Source organism: Shinella sp. BE166 (assembly GCF_051201095.1).
GTDB classification, from domain to species: Bacteria; Pseudomonadota; Alphaproteobacteria; order Rhizobiales; family Rhizobiaceae; genus Shinella; species Shinella lacus.
Genome location: NZ_JBPEHL010000002.1, coordinates 363589 through 382171, shown reverse-complemented (window position 1 = coordinate 382171; position 18583 = coordinate 363589). Strand labels below are relative to the sequence as shown.

17 protein-coding genes and 3 tRNA genes are annotated in these 18583 nt (G+C 64.0%); 3 read left to right on the top strand and 17 right to left on the bottom strand.

Annotation, left to right across the window (positions count from 1 at the left end; translation table 11 throughout):
* Nucleotides 1-12 precede the first annotated feature (12 nt).
* The 7 genes from J2Y63_RS05825 to J2Y63_RS05795 all read right to left on the bottom strand — a co-directional run bounded on the left by J2Y63_RS05825 (nucleotide 13) and on the right by J2Y63_RS05795 (nucleotide 3711).
* Nucleotides 13-252: a hypothetical protein gene (locus J2Y63_RS05825; protein WP_435265313.1), complete on the bottom strand. Its 240-nt coding sequence runs from the start codon at nucleotides 250-252 to the stop codon at nucleotides 13-15.
* Nucleotides 252-1442, bottom strand: coding sequence for an NADH-quinone oxidoreductase subunit D (locus tag J2Y63_RS05820; protein ID WP_327510299.1), 1191 nt, complete (start codon nucleotides 1440-1442; stop codon nucleotides 252-254). The genes J2Y63_RS05825 and J2Y63_RS05820 overlap by 1 nt, the downstream gene beginning before the upstream one ends.
* 48 nt (nucleotides 1443-1490) lie before the next feature.
* A complete protein-coding gene (locus J2Y63_RS05815) occupies nucleotides 1491-2096 on the bottom strand; it encodes an NADH-quinone oxidoreductase subunit C (protein ID WP_435265312.1) in 606 nt (201 codons plus the stop codon).
* 17 nt (nucleotides 2097-2113) lie between these two features.
* The gene (locus tag J2Y63_RS05810) at nucleotides 2114-2689 is read right to left on the bottom strand and encodes a NuoB/complex I 20 kDa subunit family protein (RefSeq protein ID WP_256118993.1); all 576 of its coding nucleotides are present in this window, start codon (nucleotides 2687-2689) and stop codon (nucleotides 2114-2116) included.
* Nucleotides 2680-3045, bottom strand: a complete 366-nt coding sequence (locus J2Y63_RS05805; RefSeq protein ID WP_119258712.1) for an NADH-quinone oxidoreductase subunit A — start codon at nucleotides 3043-3045, stop codon at nucleotides 2680-2682. The genes J2Y63_RS05810 and J2Y63_RS05805 overlap by 10 nt, the downstream gene beginning before the upstream one ends.
* A gap of 467 nt (nucleotides 3046-3512) precedes the next feature.
* Nucleotides 3513-3589 (bottom strand) — tRNA-Asp (locus tag J2Y63_RS05800).
* Between the two features lie 45 nt (nucleotides 3590-3634).
* Nucleotides 3635-3711 (bottom strand) — tRNA-Asp (locus J2Y63_RS05795).
* A gap of 245 nt (nucleotides 3712-3956) precedes the next feature.
* Here J2Y63_RS05795 and J2Y63_RS05790 point away from each other — a divergent pair.
* A tRNA-Val gene (locus J2Y63_RS05790) sits at nucleotides 3957-4032 on the top strand.
* Between the two features lie 70 nt (nucleotides 4033-4102).
* Here J2Y63_RS05790 and J2Y63_RS05785 read toward each other — a convergent pair.
* Nucleotides 4103-5299 carry a glycosyltransferase family 4 protein gene (locus tag J2Y63_RS05785; RefSeq protein WP_435265311.1) on the bottom strand — a complete coding sequence of 399 codons (1197 nt, stop codon included), beginning with the start codon at nucleotides 5297-5299 and terminating at the stop codon, nucleotides 4103-4105.
* A gap of 244 nt (nucleotides 5300-5543) precedes the next feature.
* Between J2Y63_RS05785 and J2Y63_RS05780 the strand changes: the two genes are divergently transcribed.
* Nucleotides 5544-6728 (top strand): polysaccharide pyruvyl transferase family protein, encoded by a 1185-nt coding sequence (locus J2Y63_RS05780; RefSeq protein WP_435265310.1) that lies wholly within the window; start codon nucleotides 5544-5546, stop codon nucleotides 6726-6728.
* A 23-nt stretch (nucleotides 6729-6751) separates the two neighbouring features.
* Here J2Y63_RS05780 and J2Y63_RS05775 read toward each other — a convergent pair whose 3' ends face one another.
* The 6 genes from J2Y63_RS05775 to J2Y63_RS05750 form a co-directional block, all read right to left on the bottom strand.
* Nucleotides 6752-7960 carry a polysaccharide biosynthesis/export family protein gene (locus J2Y63_RS05775; RefSeq protein WP_435265309.1) on the bottom strand — a complete coding sequence of 403 codons (1209 nt, stop codon included), beginning with the start codon at nucleotides 7958-7960 and terminating at the stop codon, nucleotides 6752-6754.
* A gap of 64 nt (nucleotides 7961-8024) precedes the next feature.
* Nucleotides 8025-10196, bottom strand: coding sequence for a GumC family protein (locus tag J2Y63_RS05770; protein WP_435265308.1), 2172 nt, complete (start codon nucleotides 10194-10196; stop codon nucleotides 8025-8027).
* Nucleotides 10197-10222: 26 nt separating this feature from the next.
* On the bottom strand, nucleotides 10223-11023 hold the full coding sequence (locus J2Y63_RS05765; protein ID WP_435265307.1) for a response regulator transcription factor: 801 nt from the start codon (nucleotides 11021-11023) through the stop codon (nucleotides 10223-10225).
* A 90-nt stretch (nucleotides 11024-11113) separates the two neighbouring features.
* Nucleotides 11114-11767: a PIG-L deacetylase family protein gene (locus J2Y63_RS05760; RefSeq protein ID WP_435265306.1), complete on the bottom strand. Its 654-nt coding sequence runs from the start codon at nucleotides 11765-11767 to the stop codon at nucleotides 11114-11116.
* On the bottom strand, nucleotides 11764-12576 hold the full coding sequence (locus J2Y63_RS05755; protein WP_256118985.1) for a glucose-1-phosphate cytidylyltransferase: 813 nt from the start codon (nucleotides 12574-12576) through the stop codon (nucleotides 11764-11766). Before J2Y63_RS05755 ends, J2Y63_RS05760 begins: the two co-directional genes overlap by 4 nt.
* On the bottom strand, nucleotides 12573-13868 hold the full coding sequence (locus J2Y63_RS05750; protein WP_256118984.1) for a class I SAM-dependent methyltransferase: 1296 nt from the start codon (nucleotides 13866-13868) through the stop codon (nucleotides 12573-12575). The genes J2Y63_RS05755 and J2Y63_RS05750 overlap by 4 nt, the downstream gene beginning before the upstream one ends.
* 260 nt (nucleotides 13869-14128) lie before the next feature.
* Between J2Y63_RS05750 and rfbC the strand changes: the two genes are divergently transcribed.
* Nucleotides 14129-14662 (top strand): dTDP-4-dehydrorhamnose 3,5-epimerase, encoded by a 534-nt coding sequence (gene rfbC, locus J2Y63_RS05745; protein ID WP_435265305.1) that lies wholly within the window; start codon nucleotides 14129-14131, stop codon nucleotides 14660-14662.
* Here the strand turns inward: rfbC and J2Y63_RS05740 are convergent.
* The 3 genes from J2Y63_RS05740 to J2Y63_RS05730 form a co-directional block, all read right to left on the bottom strand.
* Nucleotides 14653-15996: a DUF4910 domain-containing protein gene (locus J2Y63_RS05740; RefSeq protein WP_435265304.1), complete on the bottom strand. Its 1344-nt coding sequence runs from the start codon at nucleotides 15994-15996 to the stop codon at nucleotides 14653-14655. The genes rfbC and J2Y63_RS05740 overlap by 10 nt on opposite strands.
* Nucleotides 15997-16005: 9 nt before the next feature.
* A complete protein-coding gene (locus J2Y63_RS05735) occupies nucleotides 16006-17076 on the bottom strand; it encodes an NAD-dependent epimerase/dehydratase family protein (protein ID WP_435265303.1) in 1071 nt (356 codons plus the stop codon).
* 132 nt (nucleotides 17077-17208) lie between these two features.
* Entirely contained in the window at nucleotides 17209-18579 is a 1371-nt protein-coding gene (locus J2Y63_RS05730) for a glutamate-1-semialdehyde 2,1-aminomutase (RefSeq protein ID WP_435265302.1), read from the bottom strand.
* Nucleotides 18580-18583 lie beyond the last annotated feature (4 nt).

The following is an 18583-nucleotide window of genomic DNA, read 5'->3' as shown; positions in this document are numbered from 1 at the left end:
TAACGCCTTGTCTCAGTTAATCTGCCTGCACTGCGTTTGCGCCGTGTTGACGAATTCGCAGGCGTAGGCCGACTTCTCTTTCTGCATGAATACGACATAGCGGCTGCCGTTCGGCGCCGCGGCCTTGATCTCGTAACCCTGGTCCACCAGCTCGCCGATCGTGGCGGACGAGACGCTGCCTTCCGCATCCTGCGCCTGCGCAGCGAAAGCGGTCACCAGCAAGAGGGCGATGGCGGTGGCCAGTCTCGGCATCAGCGGTCAACCTCGCCGAACACGATGTCGAGGGAGCCCAGGATCGCCGAGACGTCGGCGAGCTGGTGCCCGCGACAGATGAAATCCATCGCCTGGAGGTGGGCATAGCCCGGGGCGCGGATCTTGCAGCGATAGGGCTTGTTGGTGCCGTCGGCGACGAGATAGACGCCGAACTCGCCCTTCGGCGCCTCGACGGCTGCGTAAACTTCGCCGGCAGGCACGTGATAGCCCTCGGTGTAAAGCTTGAAGTGGTGGATGAGCGCTTCCATCGAACGCTTCATCTGGCCGCGCTTCGGCGGAACCATCTTGCCATCGACCGAGGAGACCGGGCCGACCTTGGCGTCGCCGAGCAGGCGGTTGACGCACTGGCGCATGATCTTCGCCGATTCGCGCATCTCGATCATGCGGATGACATAACGGTCGTAGCAGTCGCCGTTCTTGCCGATCGGAATGTCGAAGTCGAAATCGGAATAGCACTCATAGGGCTGCGAACGGCGCAGGTCCCAGGCAGCGCCCGAACCACGCACCATGACGCCGGAAAAGCCCCAAGCCCAGCAATCCTCCAGTTTCACGACGCCGATATCGACGTTGCGCTGCTTGAAGATGCGGTTGCCGGTCAAGAGCTCGTCGATATCGTCGACGGTCTTCAGGAACGGGTCGATCCACTTGCCGATGTCTTCCACCAGCTCATGCGGCAGGTCCTGGTGCACGCCGCCGGGGCGGATATAGGCCGAGTGCATGCGAGCACCACAGGCGCGCTCGTAGAACACCATCAGCTTTTCGCGCTCTTCGAAACCCCAGAGCGGCGGCGTCAGCGCGCCGACGTCCATGGCCTGCGTGGTGACGTTCAAGAGATGCGAAAGGATGCGGCCGATTTCGGAATAGAGCACGCGGATGATCTGGCCGCGGATCGGCACCTCGGTGCCCGTCAGGCGCTCGACGGCGAGCGCGAAGGCATGCTCCTGGTTCATCGGCGCCACGTAGTCGAGGCGGTCGAAATAGGGCACGGCCTGGAGATAGGTCTTCGTCTCGATGAGCTTTTCGGTGCCGCGATGCAGCAGGCCGATATGCGGATCGACGCGCTCGACGATTTCGCCGTCCAGTTCGAGGACCAGACGAAGAACCCCGTGCGCCGCAGGATGCTGCGGGCCGAAGTTGATGTTAAAGTTGCGAACGTTGTGCTCGTTCATACCGCTTGCTCCAGAGGCCCGCGCCCAATTGGGTCGCGCGACCCAAAATCAGTTCTGCTTCGCCTTCTCGTCGCCCGGCAGCACGTAATCGGTGCCTTCCCAGGGAGAGAGAAAGTCGAAGTTGCGGAATTCCTGCTTCAGTTCGACAGGCTCGTACACGACACGCTTGACCTCGTCGTCGTAACGCACTTCCACGAAGCCGGTGGTCGGGAAATCCTTGCGCAGCGGATGCCCCTCGAAGCCGTAGTCGGTGAGGATGCGGCGCAGGTCCGGGTGGCCGGTGAAGAGGATGCCGTACATGTCGTAGGCTTCGCGCTCGAACCAGTCGGCACCCGGATAGACCGGGAAAGCGGAGGGAACGGGCACGTCTTCGCCCGTCGCGACCTTGATGCGGATGCGCTGGTTCTGGCGCGGCGACAGCAGGTGGTAGACCACGTCGAAGCGCTCGGCGCGCGCCGGCCAGTCGACGCCGCAGACATCGATGAGGTTGACGAACCCGCACTGCACGTCATCGCGCAGGAAGGTCAGAAGATCGAGGATGCGTGCCGCGTCCGTCTTCAGGGTGAGTTCGCCATAGGCGATATCCGAAGACGCGACGAGTTGGCCTGCCGCTTCGCCGATATAGGAGGACAGCTCCTGGAGGGCTTCGCTCATGTGTCAGTCCCCTGCCCTTATCGCTCGATCGTACCGGTCCGGCGGATCTTCTTCTGCAGCAGGAGCACGCCGTAGAGGAGCGCTTCTGCCGTGGGAGGACAGCCTGGTACGTAGATATCGACCGGCACCACGCGGTCACAGCCGCGCACCACCGAATAGGAATAATGATAGTATCCGCCGCCGTTGGCGCAGGAGCCCATCGAGATGACGTAACGCGGCTCCGGCATCTGGTCGTAGACCTTGCGGAGTGCGGGCGCCATCTTGTTGGTCAGCGTGCCGGCGACGATCATGACGTCGGACTGGCGCGGAGAGGCGCGCGGCGCGAAGCCGAAACGTTCGACGTCGTAACGCGGCATGGAGAGCTGCATCATCTCGACGGCGCAGCAGGCGAGACCGAAGGTCATCCACATCAGCGAGCCGGTGCGCGCCCAGGTGATGAGCTCGTCGGTCGAGGTGACGAGAAAACCCTTGTCGGCGAGTTCGTTGTTGATCTCGCCGAAGAAGGCGTCGTTGCTGCCGATCGGCTTGCCGGTCGAGGGATCGATGATCCCCTTCGGCTGCTGCGCGACGAGCGTGGTGGATGCTACTCCCATTCGAGTGCTCCCTTCTTCCATTCGTAGATGAAGCCGATAGTCAGGACACCGAGGAAGACCATCATCGACCAGAAGCCGAACCAGCCCATGTCGCCGAAGGAGACGGCCCAGGGGAAGAGGAAGGCCACTTCGAGGTCGAAGATGATGAAGAGGATCGACACCAGATAGAAGCGGATGTCGAATTTCATGCGCGCATCGTCGAACGCATTGAAGCCGCACTCGTAAGCGGAAAGCTTTTCCGAATCGGGGGCCTTGTATGCGACGGCAAAGGGCGCGACCAGCAGTGCAATGCCGATCACGAGCGCGATACCGATGAAGATGGCGATCGGGATATAGGAACCGAGAAGTTCAGTCATTGGCGTCCATCCTGCCTGCTGCTGGCGCCGGGAAGACGCCTGTTGGTCGGTGACCTGCAAGCCGAGAAAGTATGTTGCAACGCCACGTCGTTAGCGCAGTGAGAGCAACCGCGCAAGGCTTTGTCCGGCTTTCGCCGCAATCATTGTGTTGTTTTCCCGACCGCCCGGAAAGGCAGGTGGCAAAGCCATTTAAATCGTTACGATTTCATGACGGGCGGCATTCCGGGCGTTTCGCCGCAGGTGCGAAGAGAAATCACTTCGCACGCCCTACCACGCCTCGAATTGGCATCGGGATCGAGCATCGGAATCACGCCAAACGGCGGCCCGAGGTGCGTCAATCTGCACCAGCAAGACGAAGTCGAATTATTCGCGAAGGACCACACGAGGCATCGCTGCGCCGATTCGATCGGATCACATGAAGTGCCGCGTGAAGAAACGGCACCAGATATATGGAGGAGAAGGGAAAATGGCGCGAGTGACGGGGCTCGAACCCGCGACCTCCGGCGTGACAGGCCGGCACTCTAACCGACTGAGCTACACCCGCGCATTGTGACCTTGCGGTCTCGACTGTTTCGTCCGGCCTTTCGAGTGGCGCGAGTGACGGGGCTCGAACCCGCGACCTCCGGCGTGACAGGCCGGCACTCTAACCGACTGAGCTACACCCGCATTCCTCGAAAGCGTCCGGATGGCGAAGCACCCGTCCCGAGCGGCCCAGAGCCGTTCGATGAGCGGCTAACTAAGGGGTTCGCCTTTGGGTGTCAAGCAGGTTTCACGACAAAAGAATGACGCGCCCTGAAATGTTTCCACACCCTTCTGTATCACCATGGGGACATTCAAAAAATGCAAAAAACTTTTCGATTGCCTCTTGCGGTTTGATCCGGTTCCGCATAGATCACGGCCACCAACGCGGCGGGCGATTAGCTCAGTTGGTAGAGCGCCTCGTTTACACCGAGGATGTCGGCGGTTCGAGTCCGTCATCGCCCACCACTTCTTCTTTTCCCCCAATTTCCCTGTTTTGCGCGTGATTTCAACGCGCCGCCGACACGGCCTCTCTCGATCAGAGCCGTTCGCGCACCACACGCAGCCAGTTCTTCAACGGCTGCGGCAGGAAGGTGCGCAAGCCGGGGCGCAGGCCCGGCGGCAGCGACCAGCCGTCCATGGCAAGCGGAGCGGCAAGCGGCGGCGGGTTCGCCTGGATGTCGCGCAGCACCGAGGCATAATGCGCCGCCATGCGGTCCACCGTGAAGGCGCCGGCAACCTTTCGCCGTGCACCGATGGAAAGGGCCAGCAGACGCGCGCGGTCCTTGTCCAGGCAGCGGATGAGGCCTGCGGCCTTCGCCGGGTCGCCCACCGGGAACAGCAGGCCGTCCCGCCCATCCTCGACGATCATGTCCGTGACGCCGCGCAGCGCCGAGGCGACCGGCACGCATCCGGCCGCCATGGCCTCCACCAGCGCCATCGGCAGCCCTTCGTAGCGCGACGGCATGAGAAAGACGTCGTGCGCCGCCAGTAGGTCCGGCACCGCTTCGGCCGCAACGGCGCCGGCATAGACGATGCGCGGCGCCATGCCGGGCATGGCGGCCTTGAGCCGCGTAAGATCCGGGCCGTCGCCGGCAACCGTCAGGGTCACCGAGGCCGGCAGCCGGGCAAGAATCTCCGGCAGCCACAAGACACCCTTCGAGGCATCCTCGATTCGTCCCAGAAACAGCAGGCGCAGCCCCTCCCCGATCGGCCGGGGCAGCCGGTCGGCCTGGGGGTAGGCATCCGTCGAGATGGCATTGGCGATGACGGCGGTGCGCTCGGCCGGGAAATGATGGCGCTTCACCAGATCGTCGCGGCAGCGTCGCGAGACGCAGACGGTCGCATGGACATGCGGGCGGATCGCGTGGGCGGCGGCGTAGGTGCCGGGCGTGATGTTGTGCACGACCATCAGGCGCAGGATTTTTGGCGAGAGGTAACGCACGATATTGGTCTGCACCCGGTCGCTGAGCACATTGACGATGACGCCGTCGAAGCCTTCCGCGGCGATCGCCCGTTCAAGCTGCCGTGCAGCGCTTTTCCCATCGCCCGGTGGCGTTTCGACGAGCGTGCCGAAGGCCGCTTCGCGCTCCAGCCCCGGTTGAAGGCTCCAGCCGCCATGGGACAGCCCGACCCAGCGCAGGTCGATCCCGTGCGGCGCGAGGCCGCCGCGCAGGTGCCTGAACACGGTATAGGTGCCGCCCATATGCGGCAGGGCGAAATAGGCGATCTTCATGGTCGGTCCCTCGATGCCCATTCTCCCGACGGATCGACAGCGGAAAAGCTGGGTCTTGGAAGACCGCCCCGGCCCTTCGCAGGAGACCGCCGGGCGCCTACCTCTTTTGGTGGAGGCGGGACGTCGAATGGCCTTGTTTTCCGTGTCGGGGCGCGGCGCGATAGTTTGGCGTCCTGGCGGCCCTCGCCCATTTTTTGAATGCCCGGACTTCCGGGGCGCCACTCGATAGCGGTGGACAAATTTCATGAAGATCGGCCTGCTCGGACAGTTCGGGTCCGGAAACTCGGGCAATGACGGCTCGCTGGAGGCGATGCTGGTCTTCCTGCGCCGGGCCTGCCCGGAGGCCGGCCTGCTGTGCATCTGCTCCGACCCCGCGGTGATCGGCGAACGTTTTGCGCTGGAGGCGGTCGGCATTCGCGGCGCGTCCTTCTCCCGTCCGTTTTTCCGCGCCCTCGATGCCCGGCTCGGGCGTATCCCCGGCCGGATCGGCGGCCTCCTCTCGATGCTGCGGACCGCCGGGCGAATCGATGTGCTGGTGGTGCCCGGCACCGGCATCCTCGACGATTTCCAGGAAACGGCGTTCGGATGGCCCTTCATCGTTTACGGCTGGTGTCTTGCCGCCCGGCTGCGGGGCGCGCGCATAGCCTTCCTCAGCATCGGCGCCGGGCCGATCCACGGCAGGCTCAGCCGGTGGTTCCTGAAATCGGCGGTGCGTTTGGCCGATTACCGCTCCTACCGCGACGACTATTCGCTGCGTTATGTGCAGGGCCTTGGCATCGATACCTCTTCCGACCACCGTTTTCCCGACATCGCCTTCGGCTTGCGCAAACCCGTCCGCCCTGTCGCGGCGGAACGCCCAACGACGATCGGCATCGGCGTCATGCATTATCGCGGATGGCAGCGTGACCATGTCGGCGCAGAGGCGATCTACCGGACCTATCTGGACAAGATGCTGCGCGTGGTGCGCGGGCTGCTCGACGAGGGTTACGACGTGCGCCTGTTCATGGGCGATACGTCGGACGAAACGGTTCTCGACGATATACGCATCGCCTTTGCCGGCAGCGGCGGAGGTCGTCTTTCAGCGGCGCGGACCACTTCGCTGCATGCCGTCATGGAAGAAATGCAGAAGGTCGATATCGCCATCGTCTCGCGCTACAGCAACCTGCTCTGCGCCCTGAAAATCGGCCGGCCGACACTTTCGCTCGGCTATGCGGAGAAGAACGATGAGCTGATGGCCGAATTCGGCCGGATTCCGTTCTGCCAGCATATAGAGACATTCGACGTGGACCTGCTCTTGAGGCAGGTCCGGATCGTCCTCGGCGACCTGCATGCCGCGGGCAAGGCGATCGCCCGGCGCAACGCAATGATCCGCTCCGCGCTTGCCAAGCAGCAGAACCTGCTTCTCGCTCGCGTGCTGGTCGATCGCTGAACACACGATGATTCGGCAGGGTCCTAGCGCTGGACGACGACGTCGCCCTCTTCCAGCGCGAGGCTCACCCGCAGGATATCGCCGGCCATCACCGGATCGGTCTGGCCGACCTCGACTTCTTTATATTGGCCATCGAGCAGCCGGATGGCGGAGAAGCGGAAGGCGGCCTGCCGGCTGCCGTCCTTCTTTTGCAGGGCGATGCCGGCCTCGGCCATGGCCTGGACGCTATAGGCCATCTTGCGGCGAAGGCGCAGGATGTCGATGTTCACCTCGCGCAGTTCCGCCGCAACGTCCCCGCGGCGCTGTCCGCGCATGGAGACCAGCCGGCCGTCGATCGCGGTCAGGTTCTGGCGGGCGCGGGCAAGGAAGGAGCCGAACTCCAGCACGTCGCGGTTGGTCGCGGATATTTCGCGCTGCTTCTCGCGAAGCTGGGTCTTGGACGTAATGCCGCGATCCACCATGGTGCGGGCCTGCTTCACATCCTCGTCCAGCAGGGCGAGTTCACCGTCACGCAGCTTGCCGCTGCGCTCCAGCGTGTCGATCTCCTCGACATAACTTTTCTTCTGAACCTCCAGGCTTTCGAGCTCGGTGGCGAGCGTCGCGCGGCGGAGCTCGAACAGCGTGCGCTCGGACTGCACGACCTGCTGCACGATGCGCGAATCGGGCGTGCCGAGCTCTTCGCGGGCCACATAGCTGAAGTCCCGTTCGTTCAGCTCCGCTTCCAGGCGCGCCCGCTTCACATCCTGCGCCAGAAGCTGCATGCCGAGATCGGCATATTCCTGCCGCAGGCCGGCGAGCTGCACGCCGGCATTTTCCCCCTGCGCCAGCGCCTCCTTCTGCCCGCCGCCGAGCGCGAACAGTTCCAGCGCGATCATGCCGGGACGAAACTCGTAGCGGCCGGGCTTCTGGACCTCGCCGACGATGAAGACGGGGGCATAGGCTTCCACTACGACAGATGCGGAAAGGTTGGCGATATGCACCTTCAGCCCCGCATCAATCGTTTCGCGGACCTCGTCGATGCTCTTGCCGGCGGCCGTGATGTTGCCGAGCAGCGGATAGCCGATCGTGCCGTCCGTGCCGATGGGAAAGGAACCGCTCAATCCGAGGTCGCCGTAAACCGTGATGCGCAGCACGTCGCCGCTGGCCAGCCGGTAGCGCTGGTCCTCCGCGCCTGCCGCCGCAACCGCCTGGGCGAGGAACAGCAGGCAGGCCAAGAGCGCCAGCCAAAGCATACTCGGCGGGGGCCGATGCTGTTTGCGTGTTAGGGCCTGGACTTTTGCCATGACGTTTCAAGCCTCACATCCCGACGATCGACGGCGTGTCGATGGGATTTTCGTTGCGTTTTCCGGCGTCGGCCGTTGAACGATGGTGGTCCGTGACGAGGGACACGACGTTGCGGCGGCTCGCCGCGTTGTTGATGACGAGCCCTCCGACCACGATGCCGGCCGTCTTGAGGGTGCGTAGCGCCCGAACCGTGCGCACGGAATCGCTGCCGGCCGGAACGACGAGCACCGTCGTATCGGCGAGCGAGGAGACCAGCAGCGCGCTGGAACCGTTCGACAGCGCCGTCGAATCGACGATCACGACGTCATAGGTCTGCCGGAGGGTACAGAGCAGGCGCGCAAAACCCTTGTGGCCAAGAATATGCTCGGCGGGCACATCGACCCTGCCGGCGCAAATCAGGTCGAGGCCGGAGGCCCCGTCGCGGCGGATGAGCTCGTCGATCGGCACGTCCTCGGATGCCGCGACCGTATCCACCGTGCGCAGCGGCAGGACGCTGAATTCGTCGGCAATGCCGGGGGCCGCAAGATTGGTATCCACGATGACGGTGCGCAGCCCCGTGGCGGCAAGCGAGCGGGCAAGACAGGAGGCGACGAGCGTCTTGCCCTCGCCGGGACCTGCCGATGTTACGGAAACCACCAGCACGTTTCCCGACCGGGCGGAAAGCCGCAGGCGGCCCTGCACGTCGGCGACGGCCTGGGCAAAGGGCGAGAGGGAATCGCGAATGATGCCCGCGACGTTGGAGCGCTGCTGCGGGGAAAGCTCCGGGATGCGGCCGATGACGGGGCTGCCGAGATTGCTTTCGGCCGGATCGGGACGGCGCCGGAAGCTCGCGCGCAGTTCCAGGAGAAGGGTCGAGAACGCGCCGCCGCCAAGGCCGAACATCAGCCCGCCCAACAGCCAGGCCGAAAGGTCCGGGCTTGACGGCGTACCGGACGGCATGGCGCGCGAAATGATGCGCGCCTCCGCCATGGCGATGCCGTCCTGTTCGATCGTCTGCTTGTAGCGCGTCAGGTAGCTCTCGTAGATCGCCCGGTTGGCGCTCGCCTCGCGGTCAAGCTGGTCGGCCTGGACGATGGACTCGTTTGCTGTCGACATTTCGGTCTGGAGCTGTTTCAGGCTGGCCTCAAGGCCGGACTGCTGGCGCCGCGTGACCTCGATCTCGTTGCGCAGGCTGCCGACGATCTGCTCCACCTCGACGTCGATCTGCGCCTGGATCGTGGCGAGCTGCGATTTCAGGTCGGGGATCTGCGGGTTCTTCACCGCGCCGCTTTCGCTGATCGCCGCCAGCAGGCGCTTGAGGCGTGCTTCCTCGGTGCGCAGCTGCTGGATCGCCGGGGAATTGAGAACCTCCGACAAAGCGAGACCGCCCTTTCCTTCCGATGCGTCAATCGCGGTGGCGAGCCGCGCGACCGAGCCGGCGAGCTGGGCACGCAGCCGCGCCAGCTCCGCATTCAGCCCGGCGATCTGCTGGGACAGCAGGGTCGTGCCGTTCGACTTGACGATGCCGGATTTTTCGCGGAACGAAGTCGCCGTGTGCTCCGAGCGTTCCAGGTCGCTGCGCAGGCTGACGAGGCGCGTGCCGAGCCAGTCGCTGACGCGCCGTGTTGCCGTCGTCTGGAGATCGACCTGGTAGTTGATGTAGGTTTCCGCATAGGCATTGGCGACGTCGGCGGTGAACTGCGGCTCCGTGCCGCTGAAGGCGACGTAGATCGTGTAGGAGCGGCCGTCGTTCGTGACGCGCACGCCGGAGGTCAGCTTGTCGATGAGCACGCGCCTGTCCGCGATCACGCGGGTCGCGTGGCCGGGCGAAGCCTGGGCGGTGCCGCTTTCCGCCGTCAGGACGAAACCCTTGGCGACATCGACGCCCGATGCCTGCAGATAGGCCAGGACCCTTTCGGCCATCGAGCGCGACGAGATGATGTCGACCTCGGTGCGCAGCACCGGGCTTTCCTGCGGCAGCGAGGAGATGACGGATTCGGTCGGCAGCGCCTGGAACTTGCGCGCATCGAGCGCCAGCACCGCCTCGGCGCGGTAGCGCGACGGCTGGTCCTGATAGCCGACGGCGGCAGCCCCCATGCCCACGGCAACGCAGAAGAGGATCAGCCACCGGCGCTCGACGATGACCGAAAGCACCCTGGGAATCGCAGACTCCTCCGGGCCGGCCTGATTTTCGGACCAGATCATGACGGACTTCCTGTTGCGGAGCGGGCTTACGCCCTGCTGTTCTGAAGCGTCTCGTCCGTCAGGATTTCGCCGACCTTGCAGGCGACTTCCGTGCGGTTGGTGGCGCCGAGCTTCTTCATGATGTTGCGAATGTGCACTTTGACTGTGCTTTCGCAGAGGTTGAGTTCGCGGGCGATCATCTTGTTCGCCTTGCCGCGGCGCAGCGCCTCGGCGACGGCGGCCTGCCGCACCGTGAAGGCGGAGCCGCAGATCTTGCGCGAGGCGTAGCTGCCGAGCAGGCCGCGCATCGCAAGGACGCTGCTGGCCGGCACGAACTGCCCGCCGGCGATGGCAAGCCCGATCGCCTCGATGCAGACGTCGATATCGACCGTGCTTGGAATGAGCCCGTGCACGCCGAGATCGATGACCTGCAAGACGTGTTCGATGGCATGATTGTCCGAAAGCACGACCACCGGCACCGGCTCCAGCGTGGTCACGAGTTGGGTGATCTCGTCGCGAAGCCCGGGATCGGTGATGTCGTTGCTGCCGATGTTGAGAAGGGCGGCGCGCAGCGTGCCGAGCGAGCCCTTGCGCTGCTGCCAGCTCGCCAGGCCCGAAAAGGTGAAGATGCTGATGCCGATCTGGTGGGAATCGAGGCTGTTGGCCAGACATTCGCGATCGAGGTTGCGCTTGTCGAAGATCGCGACGTAGTCGTTCACGGCATATCGCTGCGTGTGCCGTTCCATCTGGTCCCTGAAGTCGACACGAATGTCGCTGCTGGTCAGTCCTGCAGTCCGGAAAATATCAATCGATTCCCTGTCGGAATCCATCTCGTCGTCTCTTACCATGATACCCCTCACTAGATTCCTGGTCGAATTTACGAGTCTGTACCTGCCATCCACATCCAAGATAGAACTACGGCGATCTGTGCCGCTTTGTTACGCAAGAGCCATCTTGCGGACCGTGAAAGCTTCCGCGAAGAGCGAAGGCGACCGGCATTCCATTCCACGCATGCGGGCCAAACCGCGAAAGACATCCTCGTGGAACCAATCCTTGGACCTCTGCGTGGCGAAGTGCTCCATGAGCAGGTCGATCTTTCGATCGATCACGCCGGGCAACAGGGGTACGTAGGCATTGCGTTCCGTGATGTCCCCGTCCCATTTCGGGATCTCATATTCTAAGACGAAGTGGTCCCTGAATATATTCATTGTTAACTTATTTAGCTCTCGATGATCTTGATGCGCATCCCGCCGGCTATGGGTAAAAATGACGTCCGGCTCTACTCTTTCGCGCAAATCCAGCAGGAAAGCCTTGATCTCGCGGCTCTGGCTCGGGAAGTAGCTGTCCTCGAAACCGCACACCTCGACCGTGGCCGAAGCAGCGCCTTCGAGGAAGGCCGCCGCCGAGCGCCGCGTCTCGGCCGCGCGCTCCGTGGTGGCACTCATGACGCACCAATGGACCTCCAGCTTCACGCCCGCGGCGATCAGGCCGAGGATCGTGCCGCCGGCGCCGATCTCGATGTCGTCGGCATGCGCGCCCAGGCACAGGATGCGCAACCGGTGGCCGGCAGACGCCATGGGCAGCGCTTTCATGACCGGCCTGCCACGCGAAGGTTCGACACGCGCTCGCCCGGAACCTGGCGGACCCACGGCATCTCGCCGCGTTCGACCATTTCCTCCAGCATCTGCCAGTCGCGCAGCGTATCCATCGAGCGCCAGAAGCCCTCGTGTTTGTAGGCCATCAGCATGTCGTCCGCGATCAGCCGCAGGAACGGTTCGAGCACCAGTTCCTCGCCTTCGCGCATGTAGTCGAATATCTCGCGGCGCATGAGGAAATAGCCGCCGTTGATCCAGATTTCAGAAGTCTCCGACGAGCGGAACTCGCGCACCCGGCCCGTCTCGTCGATATCGGCGATGTGGTAGGTCAGCGGCGGGCGCACGGCCAGGAAGCAGGCGATCTTGCCGCTTGCCTCGAAGCGGGCGACCATGTCGTCGAGATCGACGTCGGTGAGGCCGTCGCTGTAATTGGCGAGGAACATGCGCTCGCCCTTCACCTGCTCGCGCACCGCCCAGAGGCGTTCGCCGATATTGCGCCAGATGCCGGTATCGATCAGCGCGATGCGCCATTGCTGCTGCGCATCGCCCAGAAGCTCGACCCTGCCCTCGCCGGAGACGACGCAGTCGGAAAATGTCTGCGGGCGGCAGTTCAGGAAGAAGTCCTTGATGACGTTCGACTTGTAGCCGAGGCACAGGGTGAAATCGTCATGGCCGTAGGAGGCGTAATATTGCATGACATGGCGCAGGATCGGCTGCGCACCGAGCGGGATCATCGGCTTGGGTATGCTTTCCGAATAGTCCCGGATGCGCGTACCGCGGCCGCCGCAGAAAAGCACCACCTTCATGACAGCACCTCCAGCGGATCGAGCACACTGACTTCGGGGATCGGCACAATGAACTTCGCGCCCCATTCGCCGACATGGCGCATCTGGCCGATGATTTCGGCCTTCAGATTCCAGGGCAGGATGAGAATGTAGTCCGGCCGATGCGTGTCGATCGCCTCGACGGGCAGGATGGGTATGTGCATGCCCGGCGTGTAGCGGCCGTGTTTGTAGGGATTGCGGTCGACGGTGAAATCCAGGAAATCCGTGCCGATGCCGCAATAGTTCAACAGCGTGTTGCCCTTGCCCGGCGCGCCGTAGCCGCAGATGCGGCCGCCGCGCTCCTTCACGCTGATGAGGTAGTAGAGCAGGTTGCGCTTGGCCTGCCGCGCCCGGACGGAGAAGGACGTATAGGCCTCCACGTCGTGCAGGCCGGCGCGGCGCTCCTGCCCCAGCAGGCCGGCGACATTCGGGCTGATAACCCCGCAACGGCCAGCATGGCCGAGATAGACCCGCAGCGAACCGCCATGGGTCGGCAGTTCCTCGACGTCGAAGATCTCCAGGCCGTGCACCCTTGCGGCGATCTGCACCGTGAACAGCGAGAAATACGAGAAATGCTCGTGGTAGATCTGGTCGAACTGGTTTTCAGCAATCAGCGTGGCGACATGCGGGAATTCGATCGTCACGACGCCCTGTGGCTTCAGGATGCGCTTCATGCCCGCCAGGAAGTCGTTGATGTCGGGCACCTGCGCCAGCACGTTGTTGGCGACGATCAGGTCGGCCTTCTGGCCGGCCGCGGCCATCTCGCCGGCAAGGCGCTTGCCGAAGAAGGCGACCCGCGTCGGGATGCCCCTGGCGATCGCGGCATCGGCGACGTTTCTCGCCGGCTCGACGCCAAGCACGGGAATGTCGCGCGCCACGAAATGCTGCAGGAGGTAGCCGTCATTGCTTGCGAGCTCCACGACGAAGCTATGCCTGTCGAGGGCGAAGCGGTTGATGACCTCTTCGCAATAGCGCTCCGCATGCGCCACCCAGCTGGTGGAGTAGGAGGAGAAGTAGGCATACTCCTCGAAGATGCTTTCCGGGCTGACGAACTCTTCCAGCTGGACGAGCAGGCAGGCCTCGCAGACCCGTGCATGCAGCGGATAATAGGCCTCCATCAGCCCAAGTTCGCTTTCCTGCCGGAAACTTTCGCATGGCGGTGACATGCCGAGGTCGACGACGGTGTGTTTCAGGGTAGCGCCGCACAGCCGGCACGCCGGCCGAAGCGACAAATTATGTGAATTCGAGAGCGAATGGCCGGCCTGCAAGTTCATGGCAACGCCTCCAACAGTGATTTTCGGTCCTCAAGCCCTTCGGGGACCGTTTCTCGACGTGTTGGCAGAGTAAGCGCAGGCTAAAAACCCTTCGATACTACTATATGAACATTCTACCCTGACCGAAAGGCGTAGCACTCTGAAACGCGTGTAAGCGAACCTTAACCAAGCCTAAACCGCACGTACCGGTCTACCCCGGAAACCCCACTTGGCAGGCGCTCCGCATCGGGCAGGATGGCGCCGGAAAAGGGGAGAACCACATGCTTTTCACCAGGACCGATCTCGATGGCGTCTGGCTGATCGAAGCCTCTCCCATCCGCGACGAGCGCGGTTCCTTCGCCCGCACCTTCTGCGCCGACGAGATGGAGCACCATGGGCTCGAAACCCGCTTCGTCCAGCATAGCCTCTCCCGCTCGACGCAAAAACACACGCTTCGCGGCCTGCACTTCCAGAAGGAGCCGCACCAGGAGGTGAAGCTGGTATCGTGCCTTACGGGCGCGATCTGGGACGTGGCGGTCGACCTGCGCCCGCAATCGCCCACTTACGGCCGCTGGACGGCGGCGGAACTCAGCGCGGAAAACATGCGCCAGTTCTACATTCCCCAAGGCTTTGCCCACGGCTTCCTATCGCTGACGGAGGACGCGGCGGTCGGCTACCTCATCTCGACGCGCTACGCACCCGACGCAGCCTCCGGCGCCCGCTACGACGATCCCGCCTTCTCGATCCACTGGCCGGCAAAACCGGCGGTGATCTCGGACAAGGACAGGGCCTGGCCGCTCCTAAATCAAGTCTGACGGTTAACGGAATCCTCCACTTCGCCGAGCAATCCGCATTGTTTCAGTCGGTCGGCGGCGTAGGCGATATCCGCGAACGGCAGGCCGGAGCGGCTGGCAATATCGAGCAGGCCATGGCTGCCATCCGCCAGATTCAGCACCCAGAGATAGGCCATGGTGAGGTCGGAGGTCGTCTTGTGCCCTCCGGTCGCCGAATAAAGCCCCCGCCGCCCGAGTTGCGGCTCGCCCTTCGGCGAGAGGTTGAGCGGCACCCAGTCGGTTTCGAGTATGTCGATGATATCCGTGATCATCCGGAAGGAGGATGCGAGATGGTCCGGCCGTACGAGATCCAGGTTGTCGGCGGAGGTATGATATTCGGGGAAGGTGCCGAAGGCGCTGCGCTGGAGAAGGCCGACCGGCATGTTGAAGCCCGGCGAGCAGAATTGCCGCTCGTCATAACCGTATGGGCTGAAATCGAGCATTGTCACCTTTCGTCCGGCGCAGCGCACGCTTTCCATGACACGATCGATCGTCGCGTCGCCGCGGCGGCTGCGCTTGTAGACCGGCCCGCCGCCGTCGCCGATGCAGGAGACGACGAGGCCGTGGTCGATGCGCGCCAGCCTGTCCTCATTGCCGGCAAGCCAGCAGAGCGCCCCGATCGTGCCCGGCGCGAAGAGGATGCGATAGCCGTAGCGGTTTTGCCGCCCGGCAAGCATTCTTGCGAGGAGGGTCAGCACGGCGAGACCGGAGCAATTGTCGTTGGCAAGTGAGGGATGGCAGATATGGGCGGTGAGCAGCACCTCGCGCTCCGTCGTGCCCGGCAGGAAGACCTCGCCATAGGTGAGCGAACCGTCGGCAAGGGTGGTGTCGATGAAGACGTCGTAATCGCCCTCCTCCAGCGCCAGATAGTCGCGATGGCGCATGCAAAAGCCCCAATCCCGCCGGTAGTAGCTGGTCCTGTAGGGAATCAGGTCGGGCTGGTCCGGCAGCGTGTGAAGATGCGCCCGCAGTTCCGAGAGCGGCATGCGGCGGGCGACGGGCTCGCTGTAGCTGACCAGGTGCAGGTTGGATTGGGCGAAATCCACCACGACCCTGCCGCTCGCCGTGCGGATGTGGGCGTTTCGCACGGTCCATTCCTGCGGCACCGTCCAGTCGAAGACCGGCGTGCCGGAGGGCACTTCCCTCACGGCGATGTCGATATGCTCCGACAGGATCGCGAGCGTCTCGCGCACCCCTGGGCCGGTAATGCTGCGGCAAATCGGAAACAGCCGCGAGACCAGGGCATGAAGCTCGCTGCCGAGATCGGCGGCTCCCTCCCGCACCATGCCGCCGTCGACCCTCGGAACCTCGTTCATCGCGCGGCCTCAGGCATGCGCCTGTCGCAACGCCGCCGGGCTTTCGACCGTCGGCAGCCAGCGCAGATCCGGGTCGATCGTGTTGCTGCGCAGGAGGTCGCTGATGTGGCTGATGCGCTGGTAGCGCGGCCCTTCGAACTCCTCCATACCGAGCCCGCCGCTGCCATAGGCGGCGTAGAGCTGGCGGGCGCCGGCGACCACGTCCCATTGCGGGCGGAAAGCCGGGAGTGCGCGCGCGATCTTGCCGAAATCGACCCGGTAGGACCGCGGGTCCGGACCGGCCTCGCTGGCATATTCCAGCCGGCAGCCCGGCACGGTCTCGGCCACCACGTCGGCGATGTCGCGGATGCGGTAGTTGTGCGTGGTCTGGCCGACATTGAAGGCCTGGTTGAAGACGACCTCGCGGGGCGCCTCCAGCGCCGCCAGGAAGGCGCGGGAAATGTCCTCGACATGCACGATCGGCCGCCAGGGCGTGCCGTCCGATTTCAGCAGGATGAGGCTCTTGGTGACCGCCCAGGCGACGAGATTGTTCAGCACGATATCGAAGCGCAGCATGGGCGACAGGCCGTAGGCCGTCGCCGGCCGGAGGAAGACGGGGCAGAAGCTGCGATCCGCAAGCGCGCCGATATCACCCTCCGCCCGGACCTTGGAAATACCATAGGCGGAGACCGGATTGAGCGGCGCATTCTCGTTGACGAGATCATCCCCGGCAAGGCCGTAATTGCTGCACGAGGAGGCGAAGAGAAAGCGGGCGACGCCTGCCTCCCGCGCCATGCGCGCGACCCGCACGCTGCCCTTGTGGTTGATGTCGTAGGTGACGTCGGGATCAAGGTTGCTCAGCGGATCGTTCGACAGCGCCGCCAGATGCACGACCGCGTCGAAACCTTCGAGGTCGCTCGCGGAAATGTCGCGCACATCCTTAAGGACGGAAGGAACCTCGGTCATCGGGCCGCCGGGCGCATAGGAGCAGCGGCGGTAGAGCCGGCTGTCGTAGCCGTGCACGTCGTGCCCCGCCTGCAGGAGGATCGGCACCATGACGGCACCGATATAGCCCTGGTGTCCCGTGACAAGCACCTTCATATCCGGATCTCCCCATAAGTGATTGTAGAGGGATGCTAAAACGGTGCGCAGCGGAGCACGATTGATGACAAAGACGGCGCTGCGCACCGGAAGGAGGCACTGGGTTACAAAGCCTACTTCTTTTGGACAGGGTCAGGCGGTCCGGGCCGCCGCCACCGGTTCCTCGACGTTCGGCAAGCTGTTGTAGCGGCGGAAGACGACGTCGGACGGGCGCCCGACGAGGTAGTTCTCGATGCCGTGCTCAAGGGCCAGATGATAGACGCCGAGCGCGCCATCGAAGGCGGCGATGGTCTGGTCTATCTCGTCGTCGCCATGGGTGTAGCTCACCACCAGCGACGGCGCGAGCACGCCGCGGCGGATGGTCTCCTGCAGCAACAGCGTCCGGAAGGCCTGCGAGGGCGTGCCCTCCCGCCCCCGCGTGGCATAGGTCAGGCAGGCGGGATGCCCCGCGACGGAGACGAAGCGCTGGAGGCCGTGATGCACGATCGCCTGCTCGATGCCGGCCTTCAGCCGCAGCCCCTGACGGCGCAGGCGCGAGATGACCGGCTCCTGCGCGTAGACGTGCATCGTCGCGATCGCCGCCGCCATGGCGTGGGTCTCGGCGCCGTGGGTGGTCGACAGCAGGAAGACGCGCGGTCGTTCCACCTGCTCGATGCCGCCAAGCTCCATGAGCTCGCGCCGGCCGGCAAGTGCCGAGATGGCGAACCCGTTGCCCAGCGCCTTGCCGAAGCAGGAAAGATCCGGCCGCAGCCCGTAATATTCCTGCGCGCCGCCCCTCGCCCAGCGGAAGCCGGTGATCATCTCGTCGAGAATGAACAGCGCGCCGTTCTGGTGGCAGAGTTCCTGAAGGTCATGGAGGTAGCCCTCCGCGGGGTCGTCGCCGCGCGAGGCCTCCAGGATGAAGGCGGCGATCTTGCCCGGATGGCGGGCGAACAGGTCGCGCGCGTCGTCGAGATCGTTGTAGCGAAAGCCGAGCGTCAGATTGCGCACGGCCTCGGGAATGCCGGCATTCATCTCCGTCGTGCCGATGAACCAGTCGTCGGTAGAGAAGAACGGATGGTCCTGGCAGCGCGCAATATAGTCCCGGCCGGTCGCCGCCCGTGCGAGGCGAACCGCCGCCGAGGTCGCATCCGACCCGTCCTTGCAGAATTTCACCATGTCCGCGCCGGGCACCATCTGGAGGAAGGCCGAGGCGCACTCGACCTCGATACGCGCCGGCCGGGTGAAATTGCAGCCGAGCTCCAGTTGATGTGCCACGGCATCGAGGACGGGAGCATAGGCATGGCCGAGGCCGACCGCGCGGTTGCCCATGCCGTATTCGATATAGGCGTTTCCATCGACGTCGAAGACATGGCAGCCATGGCCTTCGACGATGAAACCGGGGGACAGCACCGGATATTGGTCGTCCCCCTTGGCGTAGGTATGGGCGCCGCCGGGGGTGACCCAATGGGCACGCCGACGGAGCCTGTCGGAATTCGCGAAGTCCTGAATGAAGCCGTCCATGGAA